General features: G+C 73.1%; 22 protein-coding genes. 7 read left to right on the forward strand and 15 right to left on the reverse strand.

The genetic code is table 11. The annotated features are described in order from the left end of the window. The first annotated feature begins 144 nt into the window (after positions 1-144). On the forward strand, positions 145-966 hold the full coding sequence (locus BS80_RS09080; RefSeq protein WP_035795317.1) for an alpha/beta fold hydrolase: 822 nt from the start codon (positions 145-147) through the stop codon (positions 964-966). A 4-nt stretch (positions 967-970) separates the two neighbouring features. On the opposite strand, the gene BS80_RS09085 is transcribed toward BS80_RS09080, so the two are convergent. The 14 genes from BS80_RS09085 to BS80_RS09150 form a co-directional block, all read right to left on the reverse strand. Then, the gene (locus BS80_RS09085) at positions 971-2,557 is read right to left on the reverse strand and encodes an AMP-binding protein (protein ID WP_051966384.1); all 1,587 of its coding nucleotides are present in this window, start codon (positions 2,555-2,557) and stop codon (positions 971-973) included. Positions 2,558-2,598: 41 nt separating this feature from the next. Then, a complete protein-coding gene (locus BS80_RS09090; protein ID WP_035795319.1) occupies positions 2,599-3,390 on the reverse strand; it encodes a DUF3050 domain-containing protein in 792 nt (263 codons plus the stop codon). A 53-nt stretch (positions 3,391-3,443) separates the two neighbouring features. After that, the gene (locus BS80_RS09095; RefSeq protein ID WP_035795320.1) at positions 3,444-4,409 is read right to left on the reverse strand and encodes an alpha-ketoacid dehydrogenase subunit beta; all 966 of its coding nucleotides are present in this window, start codon (positions 4,407-4,409) and stop codon (positions 3,444-3,446) included. After that, positions 4,406-5,374 (reverse strand): thiamine pyrophosphate-dependent dehydrogenase E1 component subunit alpha, encoded by a 969-nt coding sequence (locus tag BS80_RS09100; protein ID WP_035795321.1) that lies wholly within the window; start codon positions 5,372-5,374, stop codon positions 4,406-4,408. Before BS80_RS09100 ends, BS80_RS09095 begins: the two co-directional genes overlap by 4 nt. Beyond that, positions 5,371-6,282, reverse strand: coding sequence for a phytanoyl-CoA dioxygenase family protein (locus BS80_RS09105; protein ID WP_035795322.1), 912 nt, complete (start codon positions 6,280-6,282; stop codon positions 5,371-5,373). The genes BS80_RS09100 and BS80_RS09105 overlap by 4 nt, the downstream gene beginning before the upstream one ends. Positions 6,283-6,302: 20 nt before the next feature. Further along, entirely contained in the window at positions 6,303-7,331 is a 1,029-nt protein-coding gene (gene hppD / locus BS80_RS09110; protein WP_035795323.1) for a 4-hydroxyphenylpyruvate dioxygenase, read from the reverse strand. 142 nt (positions 7,332-7,473) lie between these two features. After that, positions 7,474-8,769, reverse strand: coding sequence for a beta-ketoacyl-[acyl-carrier-protein] synthase family protein (locus tag BS80_RS09115; RefSeq protein WP_035795327.1), 1,296 nt, complete (start codon positions 8,767-8,769; stop codon positions 7,474-7,476). Then, on the reverse strand, positions 8,766-10,412 hold the full coding sequence (locus BS80_RS09120; protein WP_035795335.1) for a class I adenylate-forming enzyme family protein: 1,647 nt from the start codon (positions 10,410-10,412) through the stop codon (positions 8,766-8,768). Before BS80_RS09120 ends, BS80_RS09115 begins: the two co-directional genes overlap by 4 nt. Beyond that, positions 10,409-10,999, reverse strand: coding sequence for a beta-ketoacyl-[acyl-carrier-protein] synthase family protein (locus BS80_RS09125; RefSeq protein WP_051966385.1), 591 nt, complete (start codon positions 10,997-10,999; stop codon positions 10,409-10,411). The genes BS80_RS09120 and BS80_RS09125 overlap by 4 nt, the downstream gene beginning before the upstream one ends. Continuing rightward, positions 10,996-12,132: a beta-ketoacyl synthase N-terminal-like domain-containing protein gene (locus BS80_RS09130; protein WP_051966386.1), complete on the reverse strand. Its 1,137-nt coding sequence runs from the start codon at positions 12,130-12,132 to the stop codon at positions 10,996-10,998. Before BS80_RS09130 ends, BS80_RS09125 begins: the two co-directional genes overlap by 4 nt. Beyond that, positions 12,125-12,391, reverse strand: coding sequence for a hypothetical protein (locus tag BS80_RS09135; protein WP_051966387.1), 267 nt, complete (start codon positions 12,389-12,391; stop codon positions 12,125-12,127). The genes BS80_RS09130 and BS80_RS09135 overlap by 8 nt, the downstream gene beginning before the upstream one ends. Beyond that, a complete protein-coding gene (locus BS80_RS09140; RefSeq protein ID WP_035795337.1) occupies positions 12,388-12,657 on the reverse strand; it encodes a phosphopantetheine-binding protein in 270 nt (89 codons plus the stop codon). The genes BS80_RS09135 and BS80_RS09140 overlap by 4 nt, the downstream gene beginning before the upstream one ends. A gap of 69 nt (positions 12,658-12,726) precedes the next feature. After that, positions 12,727-14,142 (reverse strand): class I adenylate-forming enzyme family protein, encoded by a 1,416-nt coding sequence (locus BS80_RS09145; RefSeq protein WP_035795340.1) that lies wholly within the window; start codon positions 14,140-14,142, stop codon positions 12,727-12,729. Between the two features lie 249 nt (positions 14,143-14,391). After that, positions 14,392-15,705 (reverse strand): aminotransferase-like domain-containing protein, encoded by a 1,314-nt coding sequence (locus BS80_RS09150; protein WP_035795342.1) that lies wholly within the window; start codon positions 15,703-15,705, stop codon positions 14,392-14,394. An 86-nt stretch (positions 15,706-15,791) separates the two neighbouring features. Here BS80_RS09150 and BS80_RS09155 point away from each other — a divergent pair, with 86 nt between their 5' ends. Genes BS80_RS09155 through BS80_RS09165 form a run of 3 tightly spaced genes read left to right on the forward strand, consistent with a single transcriptional unit; the run spans position 15,792 to position 18,702 of the window. Further along, positions 15,792-16,871, forward strand: a complete 1,080-nt coding sequence (locus tag BS80_RS09155) for an alpha-hydroxy acid oxidase (protein ID WP_035795343.1) — start codon at positions 15,792-15,794, stop codon at positions 16,869-16,871. A gap of 59 nt (positions 16,872-16,930) precedes the next feature. Beyond that, positions 16,931-17,623, forward strand: a complete 693-nt coding sequence (locus tag BS80_RS09160; protein ID WP_035795344.1) for an SGNH/GDSL hydrolase family protein — start codon at positions 16,931-16,933, stop codon at positions 17,621-17,623. Beyond that, a complete protein-coding gene (locus BS80_RS09165) occupies positions 17,620-18,702 on the forward strand; it encodes a methyltransferase (protein ID WP_051966388.1) in 1,083 nt (360 codons plus the stop codon). The genes BS80_RS09160 and BS80_RS09165 overlap by 4 nt, the downstream gene beginning before the upstream one ends. Before the next feature lie 27 nt (positions 18,703-18,729). On the opposite strand, the gene BS80_RS09170 is transcribed toward BS80_RS09165, so the two are convergent. Further along, positions 18,730-19,731 (reverse strand): LacI family DNA-binding transcriptional regulator, encoded by a 1,002-nt coding sequence (locus BS80_RS09170; RefSeq protein ID WP_051966581.1) that lies wholly within the window; start codon positions 19,729-19,731, stop codon positions 18,730-18,732. Between the two features lie 278 nt (positions 19,732-20,009). Here BS80_RS09170 and BS80_RS09175 point away from each other — a divergent pair, with 278 nt between their 5' ends. From BS80_RS09175 to BS80_RS09185, 3 genes are read left to right on the forward strand one after another with little or no spacing between them, the layout of a single operon-like run. Continuing rightward, a complete protein-coding gene (locus BS80_RS09175) occupies positions 20,010-20,783 on the forward strand; it encodes an ATP-binding cassette domain-containing protein (RefSeq protein WP_035795346.1) in 774 nt (257 codons plus the stop codon). Continuing rightward, complete coding sequence (locus BS80_RS09180; RefSeq protein WP_035795349.1) at positions 20,780-21,772, forward strand: ABC transporter permease; 993 nt, start codon at positions 20,780-20,782, stop codon at positions 21,770-21,772. Before BS80_RS09175 ends, BS80_RS09180 begins: the two co-directional genes overlap by 4 nt. 17 nt (positions 21,773-21,789) lie before the next feature. Further along, on the forward strand, positions 21,790-22,773 hold the full coding sequence (locus BS80_RS09185; RefSeq protein ID WP_035795352.1) for an ABC transporter substrate-binding protein: 984 nt from the start codon (positions 21,790-21,792) through the stop codon (positions 22,771-22,773). The last annotated feature ends 43 nt before the right edge of the window (positions 22,774-22,816 follow it).

A 22,816-nucleotide genomic window follows, 5' to 3' on the forward strand; every position in this document is an offset into this window, starting at 1 on the left:
ATCCGGGGGAATTCCGGGCGCGGGCAGCTGTGGATTCCGGGCGGGGCTGCCCGGGGGTGTCGGCCGGGGCAATTACGTGCGTTATCCCCGGGGGTGCGCCATGATGTTCCGTGATATCCGTCCTCTCGTACAGGGAGTGTTCCGATGGGAAATGTGCCGACGCATCCCGGATTCCAGCCGCTGATCGAGCTCGCGCCCGGCACCGGGGACCCGCTGTTCTGCGTGCACCCGGCGGCCGGAATCGCCTGGGAGTACGCGGCACTGGCGCCGCACCTGGACCCCGCGCGGCGGGTCCTCGCCCTGCAGGCCGAGGGCCTGGCGGATCCGGGGCTGCTGCCGGACTCCGTCGAGCAGGTCGCCGCGCGGTTCCTGGAGCTGGTCCGCGAGGTCCAGCCGCACGGCCCGTACCGCCTGCTCGGCTGGTCCTTCGGCGGCATCGTGGCGCACACCATGGCGGCCCGGCTCCAGGCGGCGGGTGAGCGGGTCGCCCTGCTCGCCCTGCTGGACTGCTTCCCCTACGACGAGGCCAGCCCCGCCCAGGAGCCCACCGAGCACGAGTACCTGACGACCCTGCTGGAGAACGCCGGCTGCGCCCCGGCCCGCCTGGTCGCGCCGGACGGCTCCCCGCTGGACGAGGAGCGCGCCCGGGCTGTGCTGCTGGAGCGCGGGCACCTGCTGGACGGTCTGGAGGACCACCGGCTGGCGGCCGTCCTCCAGGTCTTCCTGCACAACGTCCGGCTGCGCCGTCGGTTCACCCCGGAGCTGTTCCGGGGCGACCTGCTGTTCGTCAAGGCCGCGCTGGAGCGGACCGCGCCGCTCAACTCGGCCGAGGCCTGGCAGCGTTACGTCACGGGCCGGATCGAGTCTCACGAGATCGGCACCGAACACCGGCTGATGATGCGCCGGCAGCCGGCCGCCGAGATCGGCCGGCTGCTGGCGCCGCGGCTGGCGCGGACCGGACGGTAGGCCGTCACCGGGGCGCCAGGTCGGAGACGGTCCGGCGCTCCGGGTCCTCGTAGTGCCGGGCCCGCAGCGCGCGCTTGTCCACCTTGTCGAGCGCGGTACGCGGCAGCGACTCCACGAAGTCGATGCCGCGCGGCGCGTGCAGGTCGCTCAACTCCCGTTCCACCAGCTCCTGCAGCTCCTCGACCGAGACGGTGGCGTCCGGCGCGAGCACCACGTACGCGTGTGCCGCCTCGCCCCAGCCCGGATCGGGCACCCCGATCACCGCGGCCGCCCGGACGTCCGGGTGGGAGGCGAGCACGTCCTCGATCGGACGGGTGTAGACGTTGGCCGCGCCCACGCTGGTGACGATCATGTCCTTCTTGCGGTCCACCAGGAAGAGGTAGCCGTGCTCGTCCAGGTAGCCCAGGTCGCCGGTGTGCAGGAAGCCGCCGGCCATGGTCTGCGCGCTGCCCTCGGGGTCGTTCCAGTAGCCCGTCATGACCAGCGAACCGGCCGCGCAGACCTCGCCGATCTCGCCGGTGCCCAGCAACTCGTCCTTCTCGCCGCGGATCTCGATCCGGGTGTCCGCGAACGGCTTGCCGGCCGAGGCCAGTCGCTCGGGGTGCTCCGGGTCGTTCACCATGAACGGCTGGTCGGCGACGAGCGGCAGCTCGCTCAGCCCGTACACCGGCCGCAGCACCGGCCCGAACCGCTCGATGCCCTGGGCGAGTCGGGTCGGCGAGATCGGGCCTCCGCCGCAGTTGAGGTAGCGCAGGCTGCTGAGGTCGGCGCCGTCCAGCAGCGGGCTGTCCAGCAGCTCGGACAGCCGGGCCGGCGAGATGAAGACGCTCGTCAGCCGCTCGTCCCGGATGGTGTCCAGGAACGACTCCAGGTCGACGCGCTCGGCCAGCAGCAGCAGGCCGTCCTCGGCGAGCGTCAGCAGCGCCGGCATCTGGCCGCTGACGTGCACGAACGCGGTGGTGGACAGATGGCGCATGCCGAGCTCGCCGATCGAGCGGTAGTAGCCCGCGGCGGCCAGCAGCGCCAGGAAGAAGCGGTGCTCGTGGTGGACCAGCCGGGGCCGTCCGCTGGTGCCGCCGGTGTAGAAGAGCGAGGACGGCTCCGGGGTCCCGGGCGCGCGGACGAACTCCGGGGTTCCCGGCTCGACCGGCTCCAGCAGGTCGGGGCCCTGGCCGCCGGGGCCGGCGCAGAGGATCTGCAACGGCTCGGCGCGGTGGGTCAGTTCCTCGGTGAGCCGCCCGGTCCGTTCCGGGTCGTAGATCAGCACCTCGACCTGGGCCTGCTCGATGAACTCCACCTGCTCGCGGTACGGGGGGTAGCGGGCGATCCAGACCGTACGGCAGCCCAGCAGGTGCAGCGCCAGCTGCAGGGCGATCGACTCGGGTGTGTTCCGGACCAGCAGAGCGACCCCGGCGCCGGGGCGCACCCCCCGGTCGCGCAGCTTCGTCGCCAACTCCAGGACCATGGTGCGCATCTGGGCGTAGCTGAGCCTGCGCTCCGCGCAGACCACGGCCTCCTTGTCCCCGCAGGCGGCGAAGAGTTCCAGCAGCTGCTCGACGTAGTTGACGGTCGGTGCCGGCTGTTCGGTCATGTGGGCCACTTCCTTGTGGATGTCGAGGTGGTGATGGCGCGTCAGATCGTGGTGGCGGCGTGGATCGCGGTCCAGAGCGCGGTGCGGGCCTCCAGGGCGGTCCGCACCGTCTCGGCGCAGGCCGCCCACTTGGCGTCGTCGTCGCCGCACAGGTCGATCAGCATCTGCATCGCCATCGGGGTGTGCTGCTCGCCGTCCACCTCGATGTGCCGGGCCAGGTAGTCCTTGAAGGTCCCCAACTGGCCCTGCTCGTCCTCGATGCTGATGACCTGCTGGAACATCTCGGGGATCAGGTCCTCGCGGCCGAAGGCGAAGGCGGCGGCCTGGCAGTGCACGGGGGCGGCCTCGATGATGCCCCAGGTGACGGCCACGAAGTCGAGGGCGGCCTGCGGCGCCGCGGCGAGCTTGAGCGCCTCGGTCACCGCCGTCCCCTCGCGCAGCAGTTCCACGAAGGCGGTGATCGGACCGGTGTCGGCGCCGGACTCCGCCATGCCCCCGATGTAGAGCTCGAAGTGGCTGATGAAGCCGTCGCCGAGCTCGTCGCTCTCCTCCACCAGCACGATGTCGTTGATGAGTCTGCGGCTCGCGGTCGGCCCGCTGGGTACCCACGGGACCGAGACGCAGGTCAGGGTCCGCTGCAGGCTCTTGAGCAGCGACATGAAGTCCCAGACCGCGAAGACGTGGGTCTCCTGGAAGGTCCGCACGGCCTGCAGGCTGTTCAGCCGGCCGTACATCGGGTGTCCCAGGACCGCCTGGCGGGCCGGCTCGATGGCCAGCTGGAGGGCGGCGAGTCCGGGGTGCTGACGGTCCCAGTGGTAGCGGTCGGTGGCCATGAGGATCTCCTTGCTCGGCGTTCGGGTGGTTCGGGTGGCGTAAGGGGTCTGGGTCAGAACATGACGGCCCGGACGGCGTCCCGCAGTTGGTCCCGGCTGGGCTGCAGAGCGCGGTCCAGACCCAGGGCGAACGGCAGCACGGCGCCGTCCGGCCGGGTGACCCGGCGCGGGGCGGTGCGCAGCGGCGCGCCGCGCTCCACAACGCCGGTGATCACCTCCGCGCCGAATCCGCACATTCGGTTGGAGTCGTCGGCCACCACCAGGCGGCCGGTCCGGGCGACCGAGGCGGACAGCGCCGCCCAGTCGAAGGGGTAGACGGTGCGCGGGTCGAAGACCTCCACCGAGATCTGGCCGGCCAACTCCTCGGCCACCGCGAGTGCGTCGTACACCAGCGCGCCGGCGGCGACCACGGTGACGTCCTCGCCGGGCCGGTGGATCCGGGCCGAGCCGATCGGCACGGGCACCAGCTCGGTGGTGACGTCCTCGCGCACAGCCAGCGCGCCCGCCGGTGCGAACAGCACCACCGGGTCGGGGTCGCGGATCGCCGAGACGAGCAGGCCGTAGGCGTCGGCCGGGGTCGCGGGGAGCAGGGTCTTCACCCCGACATGGGCGAAGAGGCTGTACGGGTGGTCCGAGTGCTGACCCGCCCAGCCGTCGCGCGAGCCGGAGCCCGGCACCACATAGGTGACGGGTGCGGTGATCTGACCACCCGTCATCAGGGAGATCTTGTGGGCCTGGTTGGCGATCTGCTCGAAGACCAGGAAGAGCAGCGAGGGGATCTGGAACTCCACCACCGGCCGCATCCCGGCCAACGCCGCACCCAGCGCCAGCGAGGTGAACGCCTGCTCGGAGAGCGGGGTGTCCACCACCCGGTCGGCCCCGAAGCGGGCCTGGAGGCCGGGGGTGAGGCCGGCCAGGCCCGCGCCGACGTCCTCGCCGAAGACGCAGACCGCGGGGTCGCGGGCCAACTCGTCGGCGAGCGCCCGGTTGAGGCCCTTGGCGTAGGAGAGCTTGGTCACGTCGGGACTCCTGCCCGGGGCAGCAGCCCGTCGGCGTAGAGGTGGTCGAGGGCGCCGGCCGGGTCGGGGTGCGCACCGTTCAGCGCGAACTCCACGGCCTCGGCCATGAGTTCGCCGACCTCCCGGTCGATCACCGCGCGCTGCCCGGCGCCCGGGTCGCAGCGTTCCAGCGGGTCGCGCCGGCGCCAGGAGTCGATCTCCTCGGCGCTGCGGTAGTTCAGCCGGACCCGGCGCTCCATGGTGTGGTGGCCCTCGAAGCGGTAGGTCCGGCACTCCAGGAAGGAGGGCCCGGCGCCGGACCGGGCACGCTCCACCGCTCGCTCGGTGGCCAGCCGGACGGCCTCGACGTCCATGCCGTCCACCGCCTCGGCCGGGATCCCGAAGGCGGCCGCGCGTGCGAGCGCCGAGCCGGCCACGCCGGCCTGGACGGACAGCGTGGTGGCGTAGCCGTTGTTCTCGCAGACGAAGAGCACCGGCAGCCGCCAGAGCGCGGCCAGGTTCATCGCCTCCAGCAGGACGCCCTGGTTGAGCGCGCCGTCACCGAAGAAGGTCACCACCACCCGGTCCAGCCCCTGACGCAGGGCCGCCCAGGCGGCGCCGGCCGCGATCGGCGCGCCGGCGCCCACGATGCCGTTGGCGCCCAGCACACCCAGCGACAGGTCGGCGGCGTGCATCGAGCCACCGCGGCCGCGGTTGAGGCCGCTCTCCCGGCCCGCCAGTTCGGCCAGCATCCGGCGCGGATCGGCGCCCTTGGCCAGCACGTGGCCGTGCCCGCGGTGGGTACTGGTCAGCTGGTCGTCGGGGCGCAGCGCGGCGCAGACGCCGACCGCGACGGCCTCCTGCCCGATGTACGGGTGGATGCCGCCGACGATCTCGCCGGACCTCACCAGGGACAGCGCCGTCTCCTCGAAGGCGCGGATCAGGCGCATCCCTCGGTAGAGCCCGGCCGGGGTCGACTCGGTCACGGCGCGGACCTCCAGAGCGTCGGGCAGTACGTCGGGTCCGCGTAGTCGGGGTGGCCCTCGGCGGTCCGCCGCACCAGGACGTCGTGGTTGTAGACCACCGGCGTGCCGTCCGCCTTGGCGTACGGGCGGTAGTGGTTGGCGCCGTCCTGCAGGTGCAGCGAGATCGCCCGGCGCGGGCGGGCGGAGACGTTGGCGCCGCTACCGTGATAGGTGCGGCAGTGGTGGAAGTTCACGTGCCCGGCCGGGATCACCACCGGCACCTTGGTCACCTCGGCGCCGTTGAACCGGGCGGTCCGCGCGAGGATCTCCTCCAGCTCACCGCGGTCACGCTGGGCGAAGTGCCGGGTGGAGTCGTCGCCCTCGATCTCCTTCCACAGGTGGCTGCCGTCCACCATGGTGATGGTGCCCATCTCCTCGTCGCAGTGGTGGAACGGGAGGAAGGCGGTGAGCATCCGCTCCGAGCTGCAGGTCTGCCAGTAGTGCCGGTCGGCGTGCCAGGGCACCAGGTTGCTGGGTTCCTGCGGGCGCGGCGGCTTGAGGATCAGGGTGGACTGGAAGATCCGGATCTCGTCCGCGCGCGCCAGCAGCGCCGCGACCGCGCCGATCAGCGGCTTGCGCAGGATCGCGGAGATCGCCTCGCTCTGGTGGTGGATGTAGTCGTTGTGGCGCTGCACGTCGCCGTCGGCCGGCTGCCAGTCGGCCAGCCGGGGCGGGCGTACCGGCAGCGGGCGGTCGACCCGCCCGGCGTAGAAGCTCTCGCTCGCCTCTTCCAGCGTCGCCAACTCCTCGTCGCTGAAGAGGCGCTGGGAGAGGTACCAGCCGTGCTCGGCGTAGCGGCGGACATCCTCCGCCGTGGGCAGCAGCTCCCGGTCGGCGTCGGTGAGGGTGAACTCGGCCAGTGATGTCACGATTCGCCTTCCTTCCTGGGTCAGGCGTGCGAAGCGTCGGTGCGCTCCACGGCCTCGTAGAGTGCCTTGATGTTGGCGCTGCCGAAGGTGAGCGCCCCGCGCCGCTCGATGACCTCCAGGAAGAAGGTGCGGCGCGGGTGGACCGACCGGGTGAAGATCTGGAAGAGCTGCCCGCCGTGGTCCCGGTCCACCAGGATGTTCAGCCGGCGCAGGGTCTCCAGCGGGATCACCGAGTCGCCCAGCCGCTCGCGCAGGTGGTCGTAGTAGCGCCCGGGGGTGCTGAGGAAGCGCACGCCCCGCTGTTCGAGCCTCTGCACGGTGAGCGCGATGTCCTCGGTGCGGAAGGCCAGGTGCTGGACCCCGACGCCCTGGTGCTGCTCCAGGAACCCGTCGATCTGCCCGGGGTCGCGGCTGGTGTCCGGCTCGATCAGGGTGAGCGTGACACCGCCGGACGGGCTCTGCACGACGATCGAGTCCATCCCCTGGGTGCCCACCGCGATGTACTCGGTGAAGATCTGCCGCAGGCCGAGGGTCTGCTCCAGGAACCTTACGGTGGAGGCCAGTTCGCCCGAGGGGACGCAGACCGCGAGGTGGTCGAGCTCGACCAGCAGGCCGGCCGGCAGATCGGCGGTGGGCAGCGGCTCGCGCTGCACGAATCTCAGCTCCACGTCGCCGAAGCCGCGGATCGCGGCGCTGACCACCGGGTGGCCGTCCTCCTGGTGGGCGGCGGGCGGCGAGAGCGGGACGGCGCCGGCGGCGAGAGCGCTCGCGAAGCAGGCGGCCGCGTCGTCGCAGGAGAGCCCGATCGCCGCCACGCCGTCGCCGTGCCGCTGGACGAACCGGGCGGCCGGGTCGGCGGGGTCGTCCGAGGAGGTGAACAGCAGGCGGATGCTGCCCTGGCGCAGCAACACCGCGGTGCGTCCGGCCGGCAGCCGCGCGGCGCCCGGGTCGGGGCCGTCCCGGAAACCGAAGGTCCCGGCGAGCTCGCGGGCCGCCTCGTCGGCGTTCGCGACGTGGAACTCGACATGGTCGATCCGATGGATGCTCATGGGGCGGTGACCGTCCTCTGCGGGTGCTCTACGGGTGCTCGGCGATGGGGTGCACGGCATGCTGGTTCGGCGACCGGGGAGTCGGGCGGTCAGCTGGGCGGGGGCGCCGGCGGGGGCCGGGCCGGGCCCGCGGGCTCGGGGATCACGGGAGAGCCGGGTCGGGGACGGCGGTGGCGGCGCGGGCCAGCCGGGTGCTCGGCGCACCGAAGACCAGGCTGACGTTGTGGCCGCCGAAGGCGAAGGAGTTCGAGAGGGCGGCCCGCACGCGCACCTGCCGCGCCGCGCCGCTGACGTGGTCGAGTTCGCAACCGGGGCCCGGCGTCTCGAGGTTGAGTGTCGGTGGCAGCTGCCCACTGGAGAGCGCGAGGATGCCGGCCACCGCCTCCACCGCTCCCCCGGCGCCGAGCAGATGGCCGGTGGCGCCCTTGGTGGAGCTGACCGCCGGGCCCTGATCGCCGAAGACCGCGCGCAGGGCGGTGGCCTCGGCGACGTCACCCAACTTGGTGCCGGTGCCATGGGCGTTGACGTAGCCGATGTCCGAGGGAGACAGCCCGGCCGAGCCCAGCGCCGCCCGCATCGAGTCGGCGGCGCCCTCGCCGTCCGGGCGCGGCGTGGTGGGGTGGTGGGCGTCGGTGCTGGCGCCCCAGCCGAGCAGGTCGGCGTGCCCGGCGGCGCCGCGCGCGTCCGCGTGCTCCGCGCGCTCCAGCACCAGGACGGCGCTGCCCTCGCCGAGCACGAAGCCGTTCCTGCGCTGGTCGAAGGGCCGGCTGGCCTCCGTCGGATCCTGCCAACCGCTGGCCAGTGCACGGGCGTTGGCGAAGGCGGCGGCGATCGTCGGATGCAGCGAGGACTCCGCCGCCCCGCAGACCACCACGTCCGCCTCGCCGCCGCGGATCAGCCGCAGCCCCTCGGCGATCGACTGGGCGCCCGCCGCACAGGCCGTCACGATCGACGAACTGTAGCCGCGGATGCCGTACTTGATGGCGATCCGGGCCGATCCCATATTGGAGAGCATGCCGGGCAGCAGGTAGGGGCTCACCCCGGGGCGGCCACGGTCCTGACGATTGCGCGCATGCTGCTCGAAGGTCTGCAGCCCGCCGCCGCCGGTGGAGACCACCACCGCGACCCGGCGCGGGTCCACGTCCCGGCCCACCACCAGCCCGGCGTCCGCCAGCGCGTCGTCCGCGGCCGCCAGGGCCAGCAGGACGAAGCGGTCCACCGCCTTGGTCTCGGTGCGCGGCAGAACCTCCAGCGGGTCGATCCAGGGGGCGATCCCGGCCGCCTCCAGCCAGCCACCCGCCGGATGGTCCTCGGCGGGACGGCAGAGGCCCGAGCGGCCGGCGAGCAGCGCCTCGAAGAACTCCGCCGGCTTGCGGCCGAGCGGGGTGACCAGGCCGATGCCGGTGACGACCGCGCGGGGACGTGCCGTGGCGCTCATCGGGCCGCCTCCGCAGCGGCGTCGCCAGCGACCCCGAGCGAGGCAAGGTGCTGCTCGCGCAGCAGCACCTTGCGCACCTTGCCGGTCGGTCCGAGCGGGATGGCACTGTCGTCGACCGCGACCACCTGACGCACCGTCAGGGCCACCGCCTCCTCCAGCGCGGCCTTCACCTCCTTGGTGCGGTCGCGCTCGCGATCCGCCCCCGCGGCCAGCTGGAGCAGCACGTCGGTGACCACCCGCTCCCCCTCGCGCACCGCGACCACCGTGCAGTCCAGCACGTCGGGGCAGCCCACCAGGACGCGTTCCTCGGACATCGCGGTGTGCAGGCGGTGGCCGTCGCCCAGCTCCACCGAGTCCACCACGCGGTCGACGTGGTAGTAGTAGCCCTCCTCGTCCCGGTAGACCAGGTCGCCGGTGAGGAAGTAGCCGCGCACCCGGGTGCGGTAGGTGGTCGCCGAGTCGTTCCAGTAGCCCAGCGCCAGAGTCGGCGAACGGGTGCCCAACTCGCCGATCTCGAAGGGCTCCAGGGCGTCGCCGGCCGGGTCGAGCACGGCACAGTCGACGAACGGGTGCGGCTTTCCGACGCAGCGCCCGTAGCGGTCGGTCTCCGGGGTGTGGGTGATGTGGAAGTGCGAGTGGCCCATCTCGGTGGAGCCCAGGCCGTCCACGAAGGCCGAGCCGGCGATGCGCCGGCGGCGCCGGTCCACCAGGGCCTCCCGGCTGCCCTGCGCCACCAGGTGGCGGATGTGCGTCTCGTGGGCGCAGTCGCCGGTGTTCCACCAGAGCGCGACCGAGGAGAGATCGCGCGCGGACAGGTCGTGCCGGGCGAGGTCGGACCAGGTGGCGGCGAAGCCCAGCACGCCGTTCGGACGGCGCAGTTCGATCGCCTCCAGCACGGCGGCCGCGCTCTGTTGCGACAGGAAGGCGATCTCGGCGTGCGAGCTGAGCGCGAGGTTGAGCGCGATCAGCGTCGCGGCGTGCGCACCGGGCAGCGCGCTGAGCAGCCGGTCCGACCCCTGCGGACGCGGCAGCGCGAGCCGGTAGCGGACCGCCGCGTACAGGCTGTCGTGCGAGTGGACGACCGCCTTGGGCAGGCCGGTGGTGCCCGAGGAGTGGGTGATCGCCACCGGGTCCTGCGACGCGTGGCGGTAGGCGGGCGGCGCGGCGTCCGGGTCGCCCGCGCCGAGCGAGCCGATCTCGGGCAGCAGCGGGGTGCCGGTGTCGTACCCGGCCAGGGCCGCGCGGTGCCGCTCGTCGGTCAGCACGCCCACGGCGGTCAGCCGCCGGATGTAGCGGGACGCCTTCTCGGCGTCCAGCCGCGGGTTGACCAGGGCCGGGATGGCGCCGAGCCGGGTGAGCGCCAGGGCGGCCAGCACGGATTCGCCGGCCGCGTCGGCGCACACCACCACCGGGTCCCTGGGGCCGATCCCCTGGGCGGCCAGCGCGGCCGCCCTGGCCCGCACCCGGCGGTCCAACTCCCGTACGGTGATCGGCTCCCAGGCGGGGATCGCGTCGATATCGGTGTCGAAGGCCAGCATCGGCTGGTCCAGGCCGATGCCGAGTGCCATCCGGGCGGACAGCACGTTTCCGGCGCCGACCTGCGGATCGGCGGCGAGACTGGCACGGATCTGACGGACGCTCACGATCGCTGGTCCCTTCCCTCACTGGTCACGAGTCTTCGGGGTACTGCCGCGGCGGCGACGAGTACGGCCACCGCGTGGTCCGACTCCCCCGCCCCGCCGCCCTGCTCCGCGGCGACGACCAGCACCTGCCGCGCGTCACCGTCCTCGATCAGCAGGGCCGCGCAGCCGAGCGCGTCTGCCAAGACGCTCTCGGGGGTGCCGCCGAGCGGGGCCGTGCACACCACCGGGCCGTCCAGCCCCCAGCGGGCCGCGACGTGGCCGGCCACCGCGTTGGGGTTGGACTGGTAGAACAGCAGCGGCGGCACCGGCCGCCCCTCGGCCAGCGCGGCCGCGACCACCGCGCGGGTCACCGTGTCGCCCCGCGCGCTGGCGAGCAACAGGCCGGTACGCGGGGCCGGTTCGACCGACGGCCGGCCTCGCAGGCAGCGTCCGGCGACCTCGGCGACCAGCGGCTGGAAGCTGGACAGGATGAAGCCGGGCAACGGGGCCACGGAGTCCTGCGGTCGCTCGGGCCAGCGCGCGGCGGCCAGGACGACCAGGCCCTGCGCGGCGGCGGGGCCGGACGGGTCGGGAGCCGGCGCGCTCATGCCGCACCCACCAGCAGGGCCGTGTTGGCGCCGCCGAAGGCCGAGTTGAGGCTCAACGCGTAGCGGGCGGTGCTCGGCCGGGGGTGGTCGAGCACCAGGTCCAGCGGGCACTGCGGGTCGGCCGTGCGCAGTCCGGCCTGCACCGGGAGCCGGCCGCTGCGCAGCGCCTCGACGGTGATCACCAGCTCCAGCAGGGCCGATCCCTCCAGCGCGTGGCCGTGCACGCCCTTGGTCGAGCTGACCGGGACCGTGCCGACCGCATCGCCGAACACCAGCCGCAGCGCCTCGACTTCGGCGCTGTCGCCGAGCACGGCGCCGTTGGCGTTGGCGTTCACATAGCCGACCCGGTCGGCGCCGACCCCAGCTCGGCGCAGCGCGGCGTCCACCGCCCGGGCCAGCCCGAGGCCGTCCGGGCGGGGGCGGACCACGTGGTGGGCGTCCCCGGCCCGGCCCCAGCCCGCGAGCACCGCCAGGGCCGGCACCCCGCGGGCCTCGGCGGCCTCCGCCGCCTCCAGGACGACGGTGGCCACGCCGTCGCCGAGCAGCGCGCCCTTGCGGTCGGCGGCGAACGGCCGGACCTCGCCGTCCCGGGACAGCGCCCGCCCGGCGTCGAAGAGCGCGTACTGGACCGGCTCGACCAGGTACCCGGCCGCCACCACCACCCGGTCCGCGCGCCCGGAGGCGATCAGCACGGCGGCGTCGGCGACGGCCGTGCTGCCCGCCACGCAGGCCGTGGTGTAGAGGCGGGTCACCGCGGGCAGCCCGCAACGGGCCGACAGCGCCCGGGAGAGCGGTCCCTCGGGCGTGGGTTCGTCGCTGTGCACCGCCAGCAGCAGCGTGTCGCACGCCGCCGCCCCGGCGTCCGCCCGCGGGTCCGCCTGCGCCTGGGCCAGGGCCCGGCGCACCGAGCCGGCCAGCTCCGCGAGGAGCGTTCCGGCGTCCGGCAGCAGGGCCGCCCGGTGGACCCGGAAGGCCTGCGTGCCGAACCGCTCGACGGTGGCGAACGCTGCTGTGCCGGAGGTGACTTGGGAGCTCACCAGCGCCGCGCCGCGACCGTGCGCGCTGAGCGCGTCGAGGCCGGTCAGCACGACCCGCCTGGCGGTGGCGGGCCGGGGTGTCCCCTGGTCACGCATGACCGGCGCCGCCGATCAGCGCCTCGCGCAGCACCTCGGTGGCGCCGCTCACGGTGACCATCCGGTCGAGGTCCTCGTCGCTCAGGTCGAGCGCCACGCCGTAGCGCTGCTCCACCTCCGTGATCAGCCAGGTGAGTTCGAGCGAGCCGAGAGCCTCGTCCACCTGCCGGGGCTCGCGGTTGCCGAAGGCCGCCAGCATGGCGACCACGTCGTCACGGCCCAGGGAGGTGTCACGGCCGTTCGGGGAGAGGGGGCTCATTCAGCTCTGCCCGCCGCGGTGACGGCCAGCCGCGCGGCCAGTGCGGTGGCGAACTCGCCGAGGTTCAGCGTGGCCAGGGTCTCGACGTCCTCGTCGCTGAACGTGAGGCCGTAGGCGTCCTCCAACTGGACGGTCAACTCGGCCAGCGCCAGGGACTCCAGGTCGAGTCCGGCGGGTCCGAGGTCGGTCTCGTCGGTGACGTCGTCCACGTCGTAGTTCATCTCCCGCAGGGACTGGACGATGAAGGTGCTGATCTCCTCTTTCACGGTTCTCTACCTTTCGGACGGCCGCGCCCGGTCGCCCCGCCGCGGCGGGGTCGGTGCTGCGCGGCGGGATCAGGAGGCGGGGTGCTCGGCGGCGGCCCGGCGCAGGGCGGCCGGGTCGCGCAGGGTCTTGCCGGTGGTGGTGCGCGGGAGCCCGGGCAGCACGTGCAGCCGCCGGGGTCGCTTGTAGGGCGCCAACTCCCGGACCAGCGAAGCCTGGACGATGTCCACGGTGGTCCCTTCGAGCGCCAGGTAGGCGTCGATGCCGTCGTCGTGGACGACCACGGCCTCGCTCACCCCGGGCAGCGCGGCCACCGTGCGCTCGACCTCGGTGAGGTCGACCTTGAGGCCGCCGATCGAGATCTGCGAGTCGAGCCGGCCCAGCAGGGTCAGCAGGCCGCTCTGCGGGTCGACGGTGGCGGCGTCCCGGGTGTGCAGCCAGCCGTCCGCCCAGCGCGTCGGATCGGCGCTGCCGAGGTAGGGGGAGGCGGCCGCCGCGATCAGCAACTCGCCGTCCTGGACCCGCACCCGGATGCCGTCCGCCGGTTCGACCGAGGGGTGGTGGCGGCCGGTGAGATCGGTGGCGAGCATGCCGAGCTCGGTCATCCCGAACATGCTGCCCAGCGGGACGCCGTAGCGCGCGGTGAACGCGGCCGGCAGACCCGGGCGGGTCAGCTCGCCCGCGACGATCATCCGGGTCAGCTGCGGGAAGCGGCGTGTGTCGCTCTGGGCGGCCAGCAGTTCGGCGTGGAAGGGGACGCCGAGCACCGTGGTCGGCATCGCGTCCACCGCCACCGCGTCCAGGATCCCGACGCCGGTCAGCCGTTCGGGGAAGTCCAGCCGGACGCCCGCGTGCAGGCACTGCAACAGGCCGCCGACCAGGCCCAGCACATGCACGACCGAGGCGAGCAGCACGACCCGGGCACCTCGGGCCGGGTAGTCGAGGAGGCGGTCGTAGCGGACCAGTTCGCGCACCAGGTCCTGCGGCGTGCGGGCGATCACCTTGCTCGGGCCGGTCGAACCGGAGCTGAGCTGGATCAGGCAGTGTCCGCTCCGGGCCGGGCGGCCCTCGGGCCGGCGGGCGCAGAGCGCCTCGACCTCGCTGTAGCCGCGTAACGCGGCGCCGCCGGTCCGATCGGCCGTCACCACGACCTGGGGGGCCAGCCGGTCCAGCGCCCGGTCGACCTCGGCCTGGGTCAACCGGTGGTCGAGCAGGCTCACTTGGGCGCCGGACCGCCAGGCGGCCAGCAGCACGGCGATGTACGTCAAGGAGGGCGGCAGTCGCAGGGCCACCGTGCCGCCGGACTCAAGTCCCGCTGAGGATAAGCGTTTCTGCTGCTCGGCGACGAGGTCGAGGAGCGTTCCACGGGTCACGGTCCGGCCCAGCCGCAGACACGGTTCGTCTGCCGGACCGGCGAGCAGGTAGTGGTCGACCCAGCCGTCGTACGGCGGGACTCCCGATGGGTGAGGAGTGGCGGAACCCAACATCGCGTCTCCCGGATAAGGGGGCGATCGGCAGGCGCGAAGCCGGTTTTGGCTGTCTCGCGCCGTAAAATTCCCACACCCGACCGGGCTGGTCAAGGCTCCTTGTGATGAGGATCTGTGCCGTCGGGGGCACGCGGTGAAGGCCCGCACAGGGTGAACTCCACCGTGACGGATGCCGTGATCTGGGACGTGTTTTCCGGACGTGGCCGTTGGGTAGCAGGGCACCGGATGAGGGCCTGGGGACCCTTGGGGTCAGGCCTCGGCGACGAAGTCGGCGAATCGCCGGACACCGTCCTCGATCTGTTCCAGACTCACATAGCTGCACGAAAGACGGAGTTGACGCTCCCCGCCGCCCCCCGGGTAGAAGGAGTCCATCGGTGTCCAGAGCACGCCGTAGTCGCGCGCCGAGCGCTCCAAGGCCGCGTTGTCCGCGCGGAAGCGGACGTTGACGGTCAGGAAGAACCCGCCGTCGGGCCGGTTCCAGCTCAGGCCCAGCGCCGCGCGCCGCTCCGGGGGCAGCTGCAGCTCCAACTGCCGTAGCAGGGCGTCGAGATTGCGACGGTAGAAGGCGATCGCCGCGCCGTTGATCTCGCGCAGCCTGAAGCCGCTCTCGATCAGCACGCCGCCGATCACCGCCTGGCTCAGCGCCGGGGTGTTGACGGTCGTCATGCTCTTGATCTTCGAGAGCTCCTCGGCCAGCAGGCTGCGCCGCCCGTCCGGCCCGGCCACCTCCTGGTCGGCCAGCAGATAGCCGACCCGGGCGCCGGGGAAGACGGTCTTGGCGAAGGAGCCCAGATGGATCACCCGGCGGTCCCGGTCAAGGGACTTGAGCGTCGGACGCGGCTCACCCTCCCGGACGAAGAAGCCGTACGGGTTGTCCTCCAGGATCAGCAGATCGTGCTCGGCCGCCACCTCCAGCAACCGGTGCCGGGCCGCCACACCGACACTGACCCCGGAGGGGTTGCCGAAGTCCGGGACCAGGTAGAGCGCGCGCGGCCGCTTGCCGGCCGCCCGCAGCCGCACGACCGCGGCCGCCACCTGCTCCGGGTCCAGACCGTCCGGCCCCTCCGGCACCGCTTCGACCGGGATGTCCAACAGCCGGGCCGCGCCCGTGGCACCCACGTAGCAGGGCGAGTTGACCAGCAGCACGTCGTCCCCGTCGGCGAAGAGCGCCCGCAGCACCAGCAGCATGCCCTCCTGGCAGCCGACCGTCACCACCACGGCCTCGGGCGCGATCGTGATGCCCTCGTCGTTCTCCAGCGTCCGGGCGATCAGCGCGTGGATCTGGCCGTTGGTGCGCCCGTACTGGAGGAGGGCGGTCTTGACCTGCTCCTCGCTCTGCCCCAACTCTTGGATCATGTACGTGGTGTAGGTCTTCAGGTGGCGCTCGATCGCGGCGACGTCGAAGAGCCCCTCGTGGGGGCGTCCGGGCGCGAAGGAGACCGCGTGGGGGAAGCGCTGGGTCACCTCGTTGAGGAAGTTCATCGCGTCCAGCAGCGGATCACTGAGCGAGGCGTGCAGTGCGCTGAGGTCGAGCGGCCTGGTGACGCGGGCCTGGGTCGCCACGGGCGTCCTTTCGAAGGAGCGGGCACTGATCCGGATTCGGCTGCGGCACATGCTAGATCAGCGATCGGAAGAGAGGACGGCACACGGTGCAGCTGTTGAGCGTGGACGAGTACGAGGCCCCGGCGCGCGGGCGACTGCCCGCCGACGTCTGGGCGTTCCTGGCCGGCGGGAGCGGGAGTGAGTCGCTGATCGGCGGCGCACGGCGAGCACTTGACCGGATCAGGCTGCGGCCCTCCGTGCTGGTCGACGTGAGCCGCTGCGACCCCGCCACCACCGTCCTGGGCGGCGCTCTGGCGGCGCCGCTGGGGGTCGCGCCGATGGCCTACCACCGGCTCTGCCACCCCCAGGGCGAAGTGGCCAGCGCCCGCGCGGCCGGCGAGCAGGGCGCGCTCTACATCGCCTCGATGTTCGCCAGCCGGACCCTGGAGGAGATCGCCGAAGCCACCAGCGGCCCCCGCTGGTTACAGCTCTACTGGCTGCGGGAGCGTGAGGTCCTGCTCGGTCTGATCGAACGGGCCGAGGCGGCCGGCTACGGCGCCCTGGTGCTCACCGTGGACGCGCCGCGGGTCGCCCGCCGGCTGCGCGACCTGCGCCACGGGTTCGCGCTGCCCGACCAGATCCGGGCGGCCAACCTGGATCCGGCGGTGATGGCCGCCACGCACGGCAGCCGTCCCGGCGACTCCGGCATAGCCCGGCACTCCCGCGAGCAGTTCGACGCCTCGATCACCTGGGCCGACCTCGATTGGCTGCGGGCGCGCACCAGGCTGCCGCTGGTGCTCAAGGGCATCCTGGACCCCGAGGACGCCCGGCGGGCGGTGGCGCACGGCGTGGCGGGCGTCGTGGTCTCCAACCACGGCGGTCGCCAACTGGACCACGCGATACCGAGTATGGAGGCGCTCCCGGAGATCGCGGACGTCGTCGCCGGGCAGTGCGCCGTCCTGGTGGACGGCGGCATCCGCTCCGGGATCGACGTGCTGAAGGCACTCGCGCTGGGCGCCGACGCGGCCCTGATCGGCCGCCCGGTGCTCTGGGGACTGGCCTGCGGCGGCCAGGCGGGAGCAGCCGCGGTGCTGGGCCTGCTGCGCGAGGAGCTGACCGAGGCGATGGTGTTGTCGGGACGCCCGAGCGTCGCGTCCCTGGACCGCGGCCTGGTGGCCGGATACTGACCAACGCCGCTGCGGTCGTCGGCGTTTGAGAATCGATCACAGAAGGGAACACACCCTCCATGCCCATAGCCCTCACCCCCGGCGAAGCCGCCGACCCGTACTGCCTGCGCGACGGAGAGGCGGCGGCCCTGCTCGCCGGGCACCCCTGGCAGCGCTTCGCGGTGCTCGGCGACAGCATCGCCGAGGGCCTGGGCGAGCCCAGCCCCGGCTATCCGGACGAGCCCTGGGCCGACCGGATCGCGGCCGAACTCGCCGCGCTGCGCCCCGGCTTCGCGTTCCACAACTTCGGGCGCCGCAACACCCGGTCGGAGCAGGTCCGGGCCGAACAGCTCGACGTGGCCCGCGCGTTCGCCCCCGACCTGGCCCTGGTCGCCTGCGGCGGCTACAACCTGCTGTCCCGCTCCTACGATCCCGACGCCGTCGAGGCCGACCTGCGCGCCATCGTCGAGGGGTTGCAGGCCGGCGGGGCCGAGGTGATCACGGTGAGCATGTTCGACGGTTCCTACTCCCCGGCGGTACCCGAGGAGTTCCGCCCCGCCCTGCGCGCCCGGCTGCACGACCTGGCCGAGCGCACCCAGCAGCTGGCCGGGCGGCTGGGCACCGTCCAGGTGAGCCTGATCGGCCACCCCGCCTCGCAGGAGGCCGACCTCTACAGCGCGGACGGTCGGCACGGCACCCGGCGGTCGCACGCCATCGCCGCCGCCGAGACGGTCCGCGGCCTCGGCGCCCGGTTGCGCGGGGAGCAGCCGTGACGCAGTCCGTGCCGGCGGGCGAGCCGCAGCCCGGGATCGCCGAACGGGCGGCCCTGTTCGCCGTGTTGACCGGCGGCTGGATCGCCCAGGCCTGCTACGCGATCACCAGGCTCGGCGTCCCCGACCTGCTGGCCGAGGGCCCGCGCACCGTGGACGACCTCGCCGCCGCCTGCGACGCCGACCCGCGCGCCTTGCACCGCACGCTGCGCGCGCTCACCGCGAGCGGCCTGCTGCGCCGCACCGCACCGCGCACCTTCGCCCTGACCGCCACCACCCGGCTGCTCTGCGCGGACTACCGGCGCTCCAGCCGGCCCACCGCGCTGATGTTCGGCGAGGAGGTGCACGGCGCCTTCGGCGAGATCATGCACACCCTGCGCACCGGAGAGCCCGCCTTCGAACGGTTGCACGGCATCCCGTTCTACGACTACCTCGGCGAGCACCCGCAGGCCGCTGCGACCTTCCACGCCGCGATGGGCGCCGCCGCCGTCCCGGCCGCCCTCGCCTCCTGCGACCTGGGCGGGCTGCGATCCGTCGTCGACATCGGCGGCGGCGAGGGCGGACTGCTCGCCAAGGTGCTGGCCCGTCACCGCAGCGCGCGCGGCACGCTGGTGGAGCTCCCGGAGTCGATCGAGCTGGCTCGCACCCGCCTCACCGAGGCCGGGCTTGCCGAGCGCGTCGACCTCGTCGCGGGCAGTTTCTTCGACGAGAAGCTCCTCCCGCCCGGCGCCGACCTCTACACGCTCTCGCGCGTCCTGCACAACTGGGACGACCCGAGCGCGCTGACGATCCTGCGCCGGGCCCGCGAGGCCGTACCGCCCGAGGGCCGGTTGCTGGTCTTCGAGTACCTGGAGGACCAGGACGACCTGGAGGAGCCGCCCACCCGGGCCCGCCCGGGCCCGTTCGCGGCGCAGGCCAAGCTGATCGACCTGCTGATGCTGGTCATGGTCGACGGCCACGACCGCACCCTGGAGCAGTACCGGGCACTGCTGGCCGAGGCCGGCTTCGCGATCCGCTCGGTCCGCGCCGCCCCCTCGCACGCCTCGCGCAGCGAGAGCGTGATCGAGGCGGTGCCGGTGTAGGGCGCTGTGGACGGCTGAGCGGCCCGCTCAGCGCGCCGGCTCCGGGGCCGGGGCCGACTCGCCGCTGCCGCGCGGGATCAGGCGGGTGGGGAGTTCGATCAGCTGGGGCCGTCCCCGTTCACCGGCCAGGCGGCGGAAGAGCAGCTGCGCCGCCGTGCGGCCGAGCCGGATCGGGTCCTGGGCGACGACGGTGACCGGGGTGGCGAGCAGATCGGCCAACTCGAAGTCGTCGAAGCCGACCAGCGCCGGACGCTGCGCCCGGGTGCCCCACTCGCGCAGCACGGCGACGCTGGTGCGGTTGTTGCCGCACAGCACGGCTGTCACCGGGTGGCGGCCCGCGAGCATCCGGTCCAGCGCGAGCCGGACGCCGACCGGGTCGGGGCCGCCCATCGAGACCCAGTGCGACTGCACCGCGCAGCCCGCGTCGGCCATCGCCTGCCGGTAGCCGTGCAGGCGTTCGGCCGCGGTGAAGATGCCGGGCAGGTCGCCGAGGTAACCGATCCGGCGGTGGCCCTGGCGCAGCAGGTGGTCGGCGCCGCTGCGGCTGCCGCCGCGGTTGTCGCTGAGTACCGCGTCGGCCGCCAGTCCCGGCAGCGGTCGGTCGACCGCGACCACGGCGGTGCCGGCCGCCATCTCCTGGGCCAGATAGCTGTGTTCGGCGGAGGTGGGGACCACGATCAGCCCGTCCACCCGGCGCGCGCAGAAGGCCAGCGTCAACTCCCGTTCGCGCGCCGGGTCGGCGGCGGAGGAGCCGGTGAAAAGCAACGAGCCGTGTGCGCGGGCCACTTCCTCCACCGCCCGGTGGAGCAGCGAGGAGAACGGGTCCGACACGTCGTCCAGGACGAGCCCGACGCTGCTGGTGTGCCGCCCCTGGCGCAGCAGCCGGGCACTGTCGTTGCGCCGGAAGCCGAGCTGCGCGACGGCTGCGCGGACCCGTTGCGCGGTGGCCTCCCGCACCCCCGACTCACCGTTGACCACCCGGGACACCGTCTTGAGCCCCACCCCGGCCGCCGCCGCGACGTCCTTCATGGTCGGCCGAACGGTCGGCTGCCCCAGCGGCGCGGACCCAACCGGCGCGGACCCCACCGGCGCGGGCCCGATCGGCTCGTCGGCCATCTGATCCCGCCTCTCTGACAACGTTGCCAGGAGTTTAACCACGGAACCTCCGACGTGTCGTCAATTCGGTATTCCACACGCCGACTTGTGCACCCCAGGCGCCCCGGCCGTTACGGTCGAAAGCCTTGACAGCCGTCCCGTTCCCATGAGTACATGCCAAACGCGACAACGTTGTCCAGTGAGGAGGAACGGTGTCCCAACCCCTCTTGGAGGCCCGGCGACTCGTCAAGACCTACGGCCAGGTGCACGCACTGAGCGGCGCCGACTTCGCCGTCCAGCCGGGCGAAGTGGTGGCCCTGGTCGGCGACAACGGCGCGGGCAAGTCGACGCTGGTCAAGACCCTGGTCGGCGCGATCGCCCCGGACGGCGGCGAGATCCTGCTGGACGGCAGGCCGACGTCGTTCGGCAGCCCGCGCGACGCCCAGGCCCTGGGCATCGAGACCGTCTACCAGGACCTGGCGCTGGCCGCGGACCTCGACGCCGCGGCGAACCTCTTCCTCGGCCGCGAGCAGCTGCGCGGCGGGCTGCTCGGCCTGCTCGGCGTCCTGGACAAGCGCGCGATGCGCACCCGCGCCGTCGAGGCGTTCGGCGAACTCGGCATCGAGCTACGGGACATCGGTGCCCCGGTGGCCACCCTCTCCGGCGGCCAGCGGCAGAGCGTGGCGATCGCCCGCTCGGTGGCCTGGGCCTCGCGGATCGTCTTCATGGACGAGCCGACCGCCGCGCTCGGCGTCCTCCAACGCGGCCGGGTGCTCGATCTGATCCGGCGGGTGCGGGACCGCGGCGTCTCGGTGGTGCTGATCAGCCACAACATGCCCGAGGTGCTGTCGGTGGCCGACCGGGTCGAAGTCCTGCGGCTGGGACGGCGGGTGGCGCGCTTCGCGGCGGCCGAGACCTCGCTGGAGGAGTTGGTCGCCGCGATGACCGGTGCACTGGACAGCCAGGACGAGGGAGACCCGCGATGACCGATCTGCGCGAGGCCGCGCAGCGCCTGCGCGGCCAGAACACGATCTGGACGTTCCTGGTGCTGGCGGCCCTGGTCGCGGTCTTCTCGGCGCTGCGGCCGAACGCCTTCGCCACCGTCTTCGAGTTCCGCAGCATCGCCACCGAGTCGTCGATCCTGGTCCTGCTCGCGGTGGGCCAGACCTTCGTGATCGTCACCGCCGGGATCGACCTCTCGGTCGGCTCGGTGCTGATTTTCTCCGGCGTGATCGCCGCCCGGACCATGAACGGCCTGGACAGCGGCCCGAAAGCGGGCTGGGGCGTGGTCGCGGCAGGTACGGCGGCGGGCCTGGCGGCCGGGCTGGCCTGGGGAGCGCTGAACGGCTTCCTGGTCGCCCGGGCCAAGGTGCCACCGTTGATCGTCACGCTCGGCACACTCGGCATGGCGCTGGGCTTCGGCCAGATCCTCACCCACGGCGTGGACGTCGGCAACGTGCCCGGCGCGCTGACCGACTCGGTGGGCAGCGGCAGCGTGCTGGGCGTGCCCTGGCTGATCGTGATCGCCGTGCTGGTGGTCGCGGTCGCCGCGGCCGGGCTCGGGCTGACCCGGTTCGGCCGCTACACCCGGGCGATCGGCTCCAACGCCGAGGCCGCGGGCCGGGTCGGCATCCGGGTCGACCGGCACCTGATCAAGGTCTATGCGCTCTCCGGCCTGCTGGCGGGCCTGGCCGGGGTGCTGAACCTGGCGCACTTCAGCAGCACCACGCTGACCAGCGGCACCCAGGACAATCTGAACGCGATCGCCGCCGTCGTCCTCGGCGGCACCAGCCTGTTCGGCGGCACCGGCTCGGTGATCGGCACGGTGATCGGCGTCTTCATCCCGGCGGTGCTGCAGAGCGGCTTCACCATCCTTCAGGTGCAGTCGTTCTGGCAGACCGTCGCGGTCGGCGGCGTGCTGGTGGCAGCCGTCTACTTCGACCAGTTGCGCCGCCGTCGACGCCAACTCGGCTAACCCTCCCGGAGGTTGTCATGGTGTACCCCAATAACTACCGGCTGCTCGGCGTGGCCGCCGCCCTCGCCGTCGTGGCGCTCACCGGCTGCTCCAGCAGCGGTGGCGGCGCCGGCGGCGGCACGAGCATCGCGTTCGTCGCCGGCAAGACCGGCGACCCGTTCTACATCACCATGAAGTGCGGGGCGAGCGCCGAGGCGAAGAAGCTCGGCTACGCGTTCAGCGCCACCGGATCCGCCGACTGGAGCGTGCCCGAGCAGGTGGACGCGGTGAACAGCGTGGCCGCCAACCGCCCGAGCGGCGTGCTGATCTCACCGGTCGACCCCAACTCCCTTGCCGCGCCCGTGAAGACGCTGCAGAGCGCGGGCGCCAAGGTGGCGGTCGTGGACACCTCGCTCACCGACGGCTCGCTCGGCGTCACACACATCTCCTCCAACAACCTCCAGGGTGGCCAGAAGGCCGCCGACACGATGGCCCAACTCCTGGGCACCACAGGCGAGATCGTGGTACTCACGCCCGACCTGACGACCACCACCACCAACGCCCGGATCCAGGGCTTCAAGCAGCAGCTGGCCGCCAAGTACCCGGGCCTGACCATCGACGACGTCCGCCAGGTCGGCGACACCGCGCAGGGCGCGGCCTCCGCCGTCGGCGACGAGCTGTCGGCGCACCCCGGCGTCACCGGCATCTTCACCGCCAACTCGCAGACCGGGGAGGGGGTCGGCACCGGCCTGAAGAACGCGGGCAAGCAGGGCAGGATCAAGGTCGTCTCCTTCGACGCCGGCCCCGCGCAGGTCCAGGCGCTGCAGAGCGGCTCGGTGGACGCGCTGATCTCCCAGGACCCGTACGGGATCGGGCAGCAGGCGGTCGACCAGCTCGGCAACGCGATCGGGAAGAAGCCGGTCACCGCCACCATCCAGACCGACCTGGCGAGCATCACCCGGGACAACCTGAAGGACCCGGCCACCGCCCGCTTCCTCTACAAGGCCGACTGCACCTCCTGACGCAGCACCAGCACCCCTCCCACCGTCCCCAGGTACCGGAAGA

It is taken from the genome of Kitasatospora mediocidica KCTC 9733 (assembly GCF_000744225.1).
GTDB classification, from domain to species: domain Bacteria; phylum Actinomycetota; class Actinomycetes; order Streptomycetales; family Streptomycetaceae; genus Kitasatospora; species Kitasatospora mediocidica.

Excerpts from the sequence above, each read along its gene's own strand:
- BS80_RS09115 (WP_035795327.1), bottom strand. The coding sequence starts at position 8,769 with ATGAGCGCCACGGCACGTCCCCGCGCGGTCGTCACCGGCATCGGCCTG.
- BS80_RS09130 (WP_051966386.1), bottom strand. The coding sequence starts at position 12,132 with ATGCGTGACCAGGGGACACCCCGGCCCGCCACCGCCAGGCGGGTCGTG.
- BS80_RS09080 (WP_035795317.1), top strand. The coding sequence starts at position 145 with ATGGGAAATGTGCCGACGCATCCCGGATTCCAGCCGCTGATCGAGCTC.
- BS80_RS09160 (WP_035795344.1), top strand. The coding sequence starts at position 16,931 with ATGCCCATAGCCCTCACCCCCGGCGAAGCCGCCGACCCGTACTGCCTG.
- BS80_RS09090 (WP_035795319.1), bottom strand. The coding sequence starts at position 3,390 with ATGGCCACCGACCGCTACCACTGGGACCGTCAGCACCCCGGACTCGCC.
- BS80_RS09135 (WP_051966387.1), bottom strand. The coding sequence starts at position 12,391 with ATGAGCCCCCTCTCCCCGAACGGCCGTGACACCTCCCTGGGCCGTGAC.
- BS80_RS09185 (WP_035795352.1), top strand. The coding sequence starts at position 21,790 with ATGGTGTACCCCAATAACTACCGGCTGCTCGGCGTGGCCGCCGCCCTC.
- hppD (WP_035795323.1), bottom strand. The coding sequence starts at position 7,331 with ATGAGCATCCATCGGATCGACCATGTCGAGTTCCACGTCGCGAACGCC.
- BS80_RS09170 (WP_051966581.1), bottom strand. The coding sequence starts at position 19,731 with ATGAAGGACGTCGCGGCGGCGGCCGGGGTGGGGCTCAAGACGGTGTCC.
- BS80_RS09085 (WP_051966384.1), bottom strand. The coding sequence starts at position 2,557 with ATGACCGAACAGCCGGCACCGACCGTCAACTACGTCGAGCAGCTGCTG.
- BS80_RS09180 (WP_035795349.1), top strand. The coding sequence starts at position 20,780 with ATGACCGATCTGCGCGAGGCCGCGCAGCGCCTGCGCGGCCAGAACACG.
- BS80_RS09125 (WP_051966385.1), bottom strand. The coding sequence starts at position 10,999 with ATGAGCGCGCCGGCTCCCGACCCGTCCGGCCCCGCCGCCGCGCAGGGC.
- BS80_RS09145 (WP_035795340.1), bottom strand. The coding sequence starts at position 14,142 with ATGTTGGGTTCCGCCACTCCTCACCCATCGGGAGTCCCGCCGTACGAC.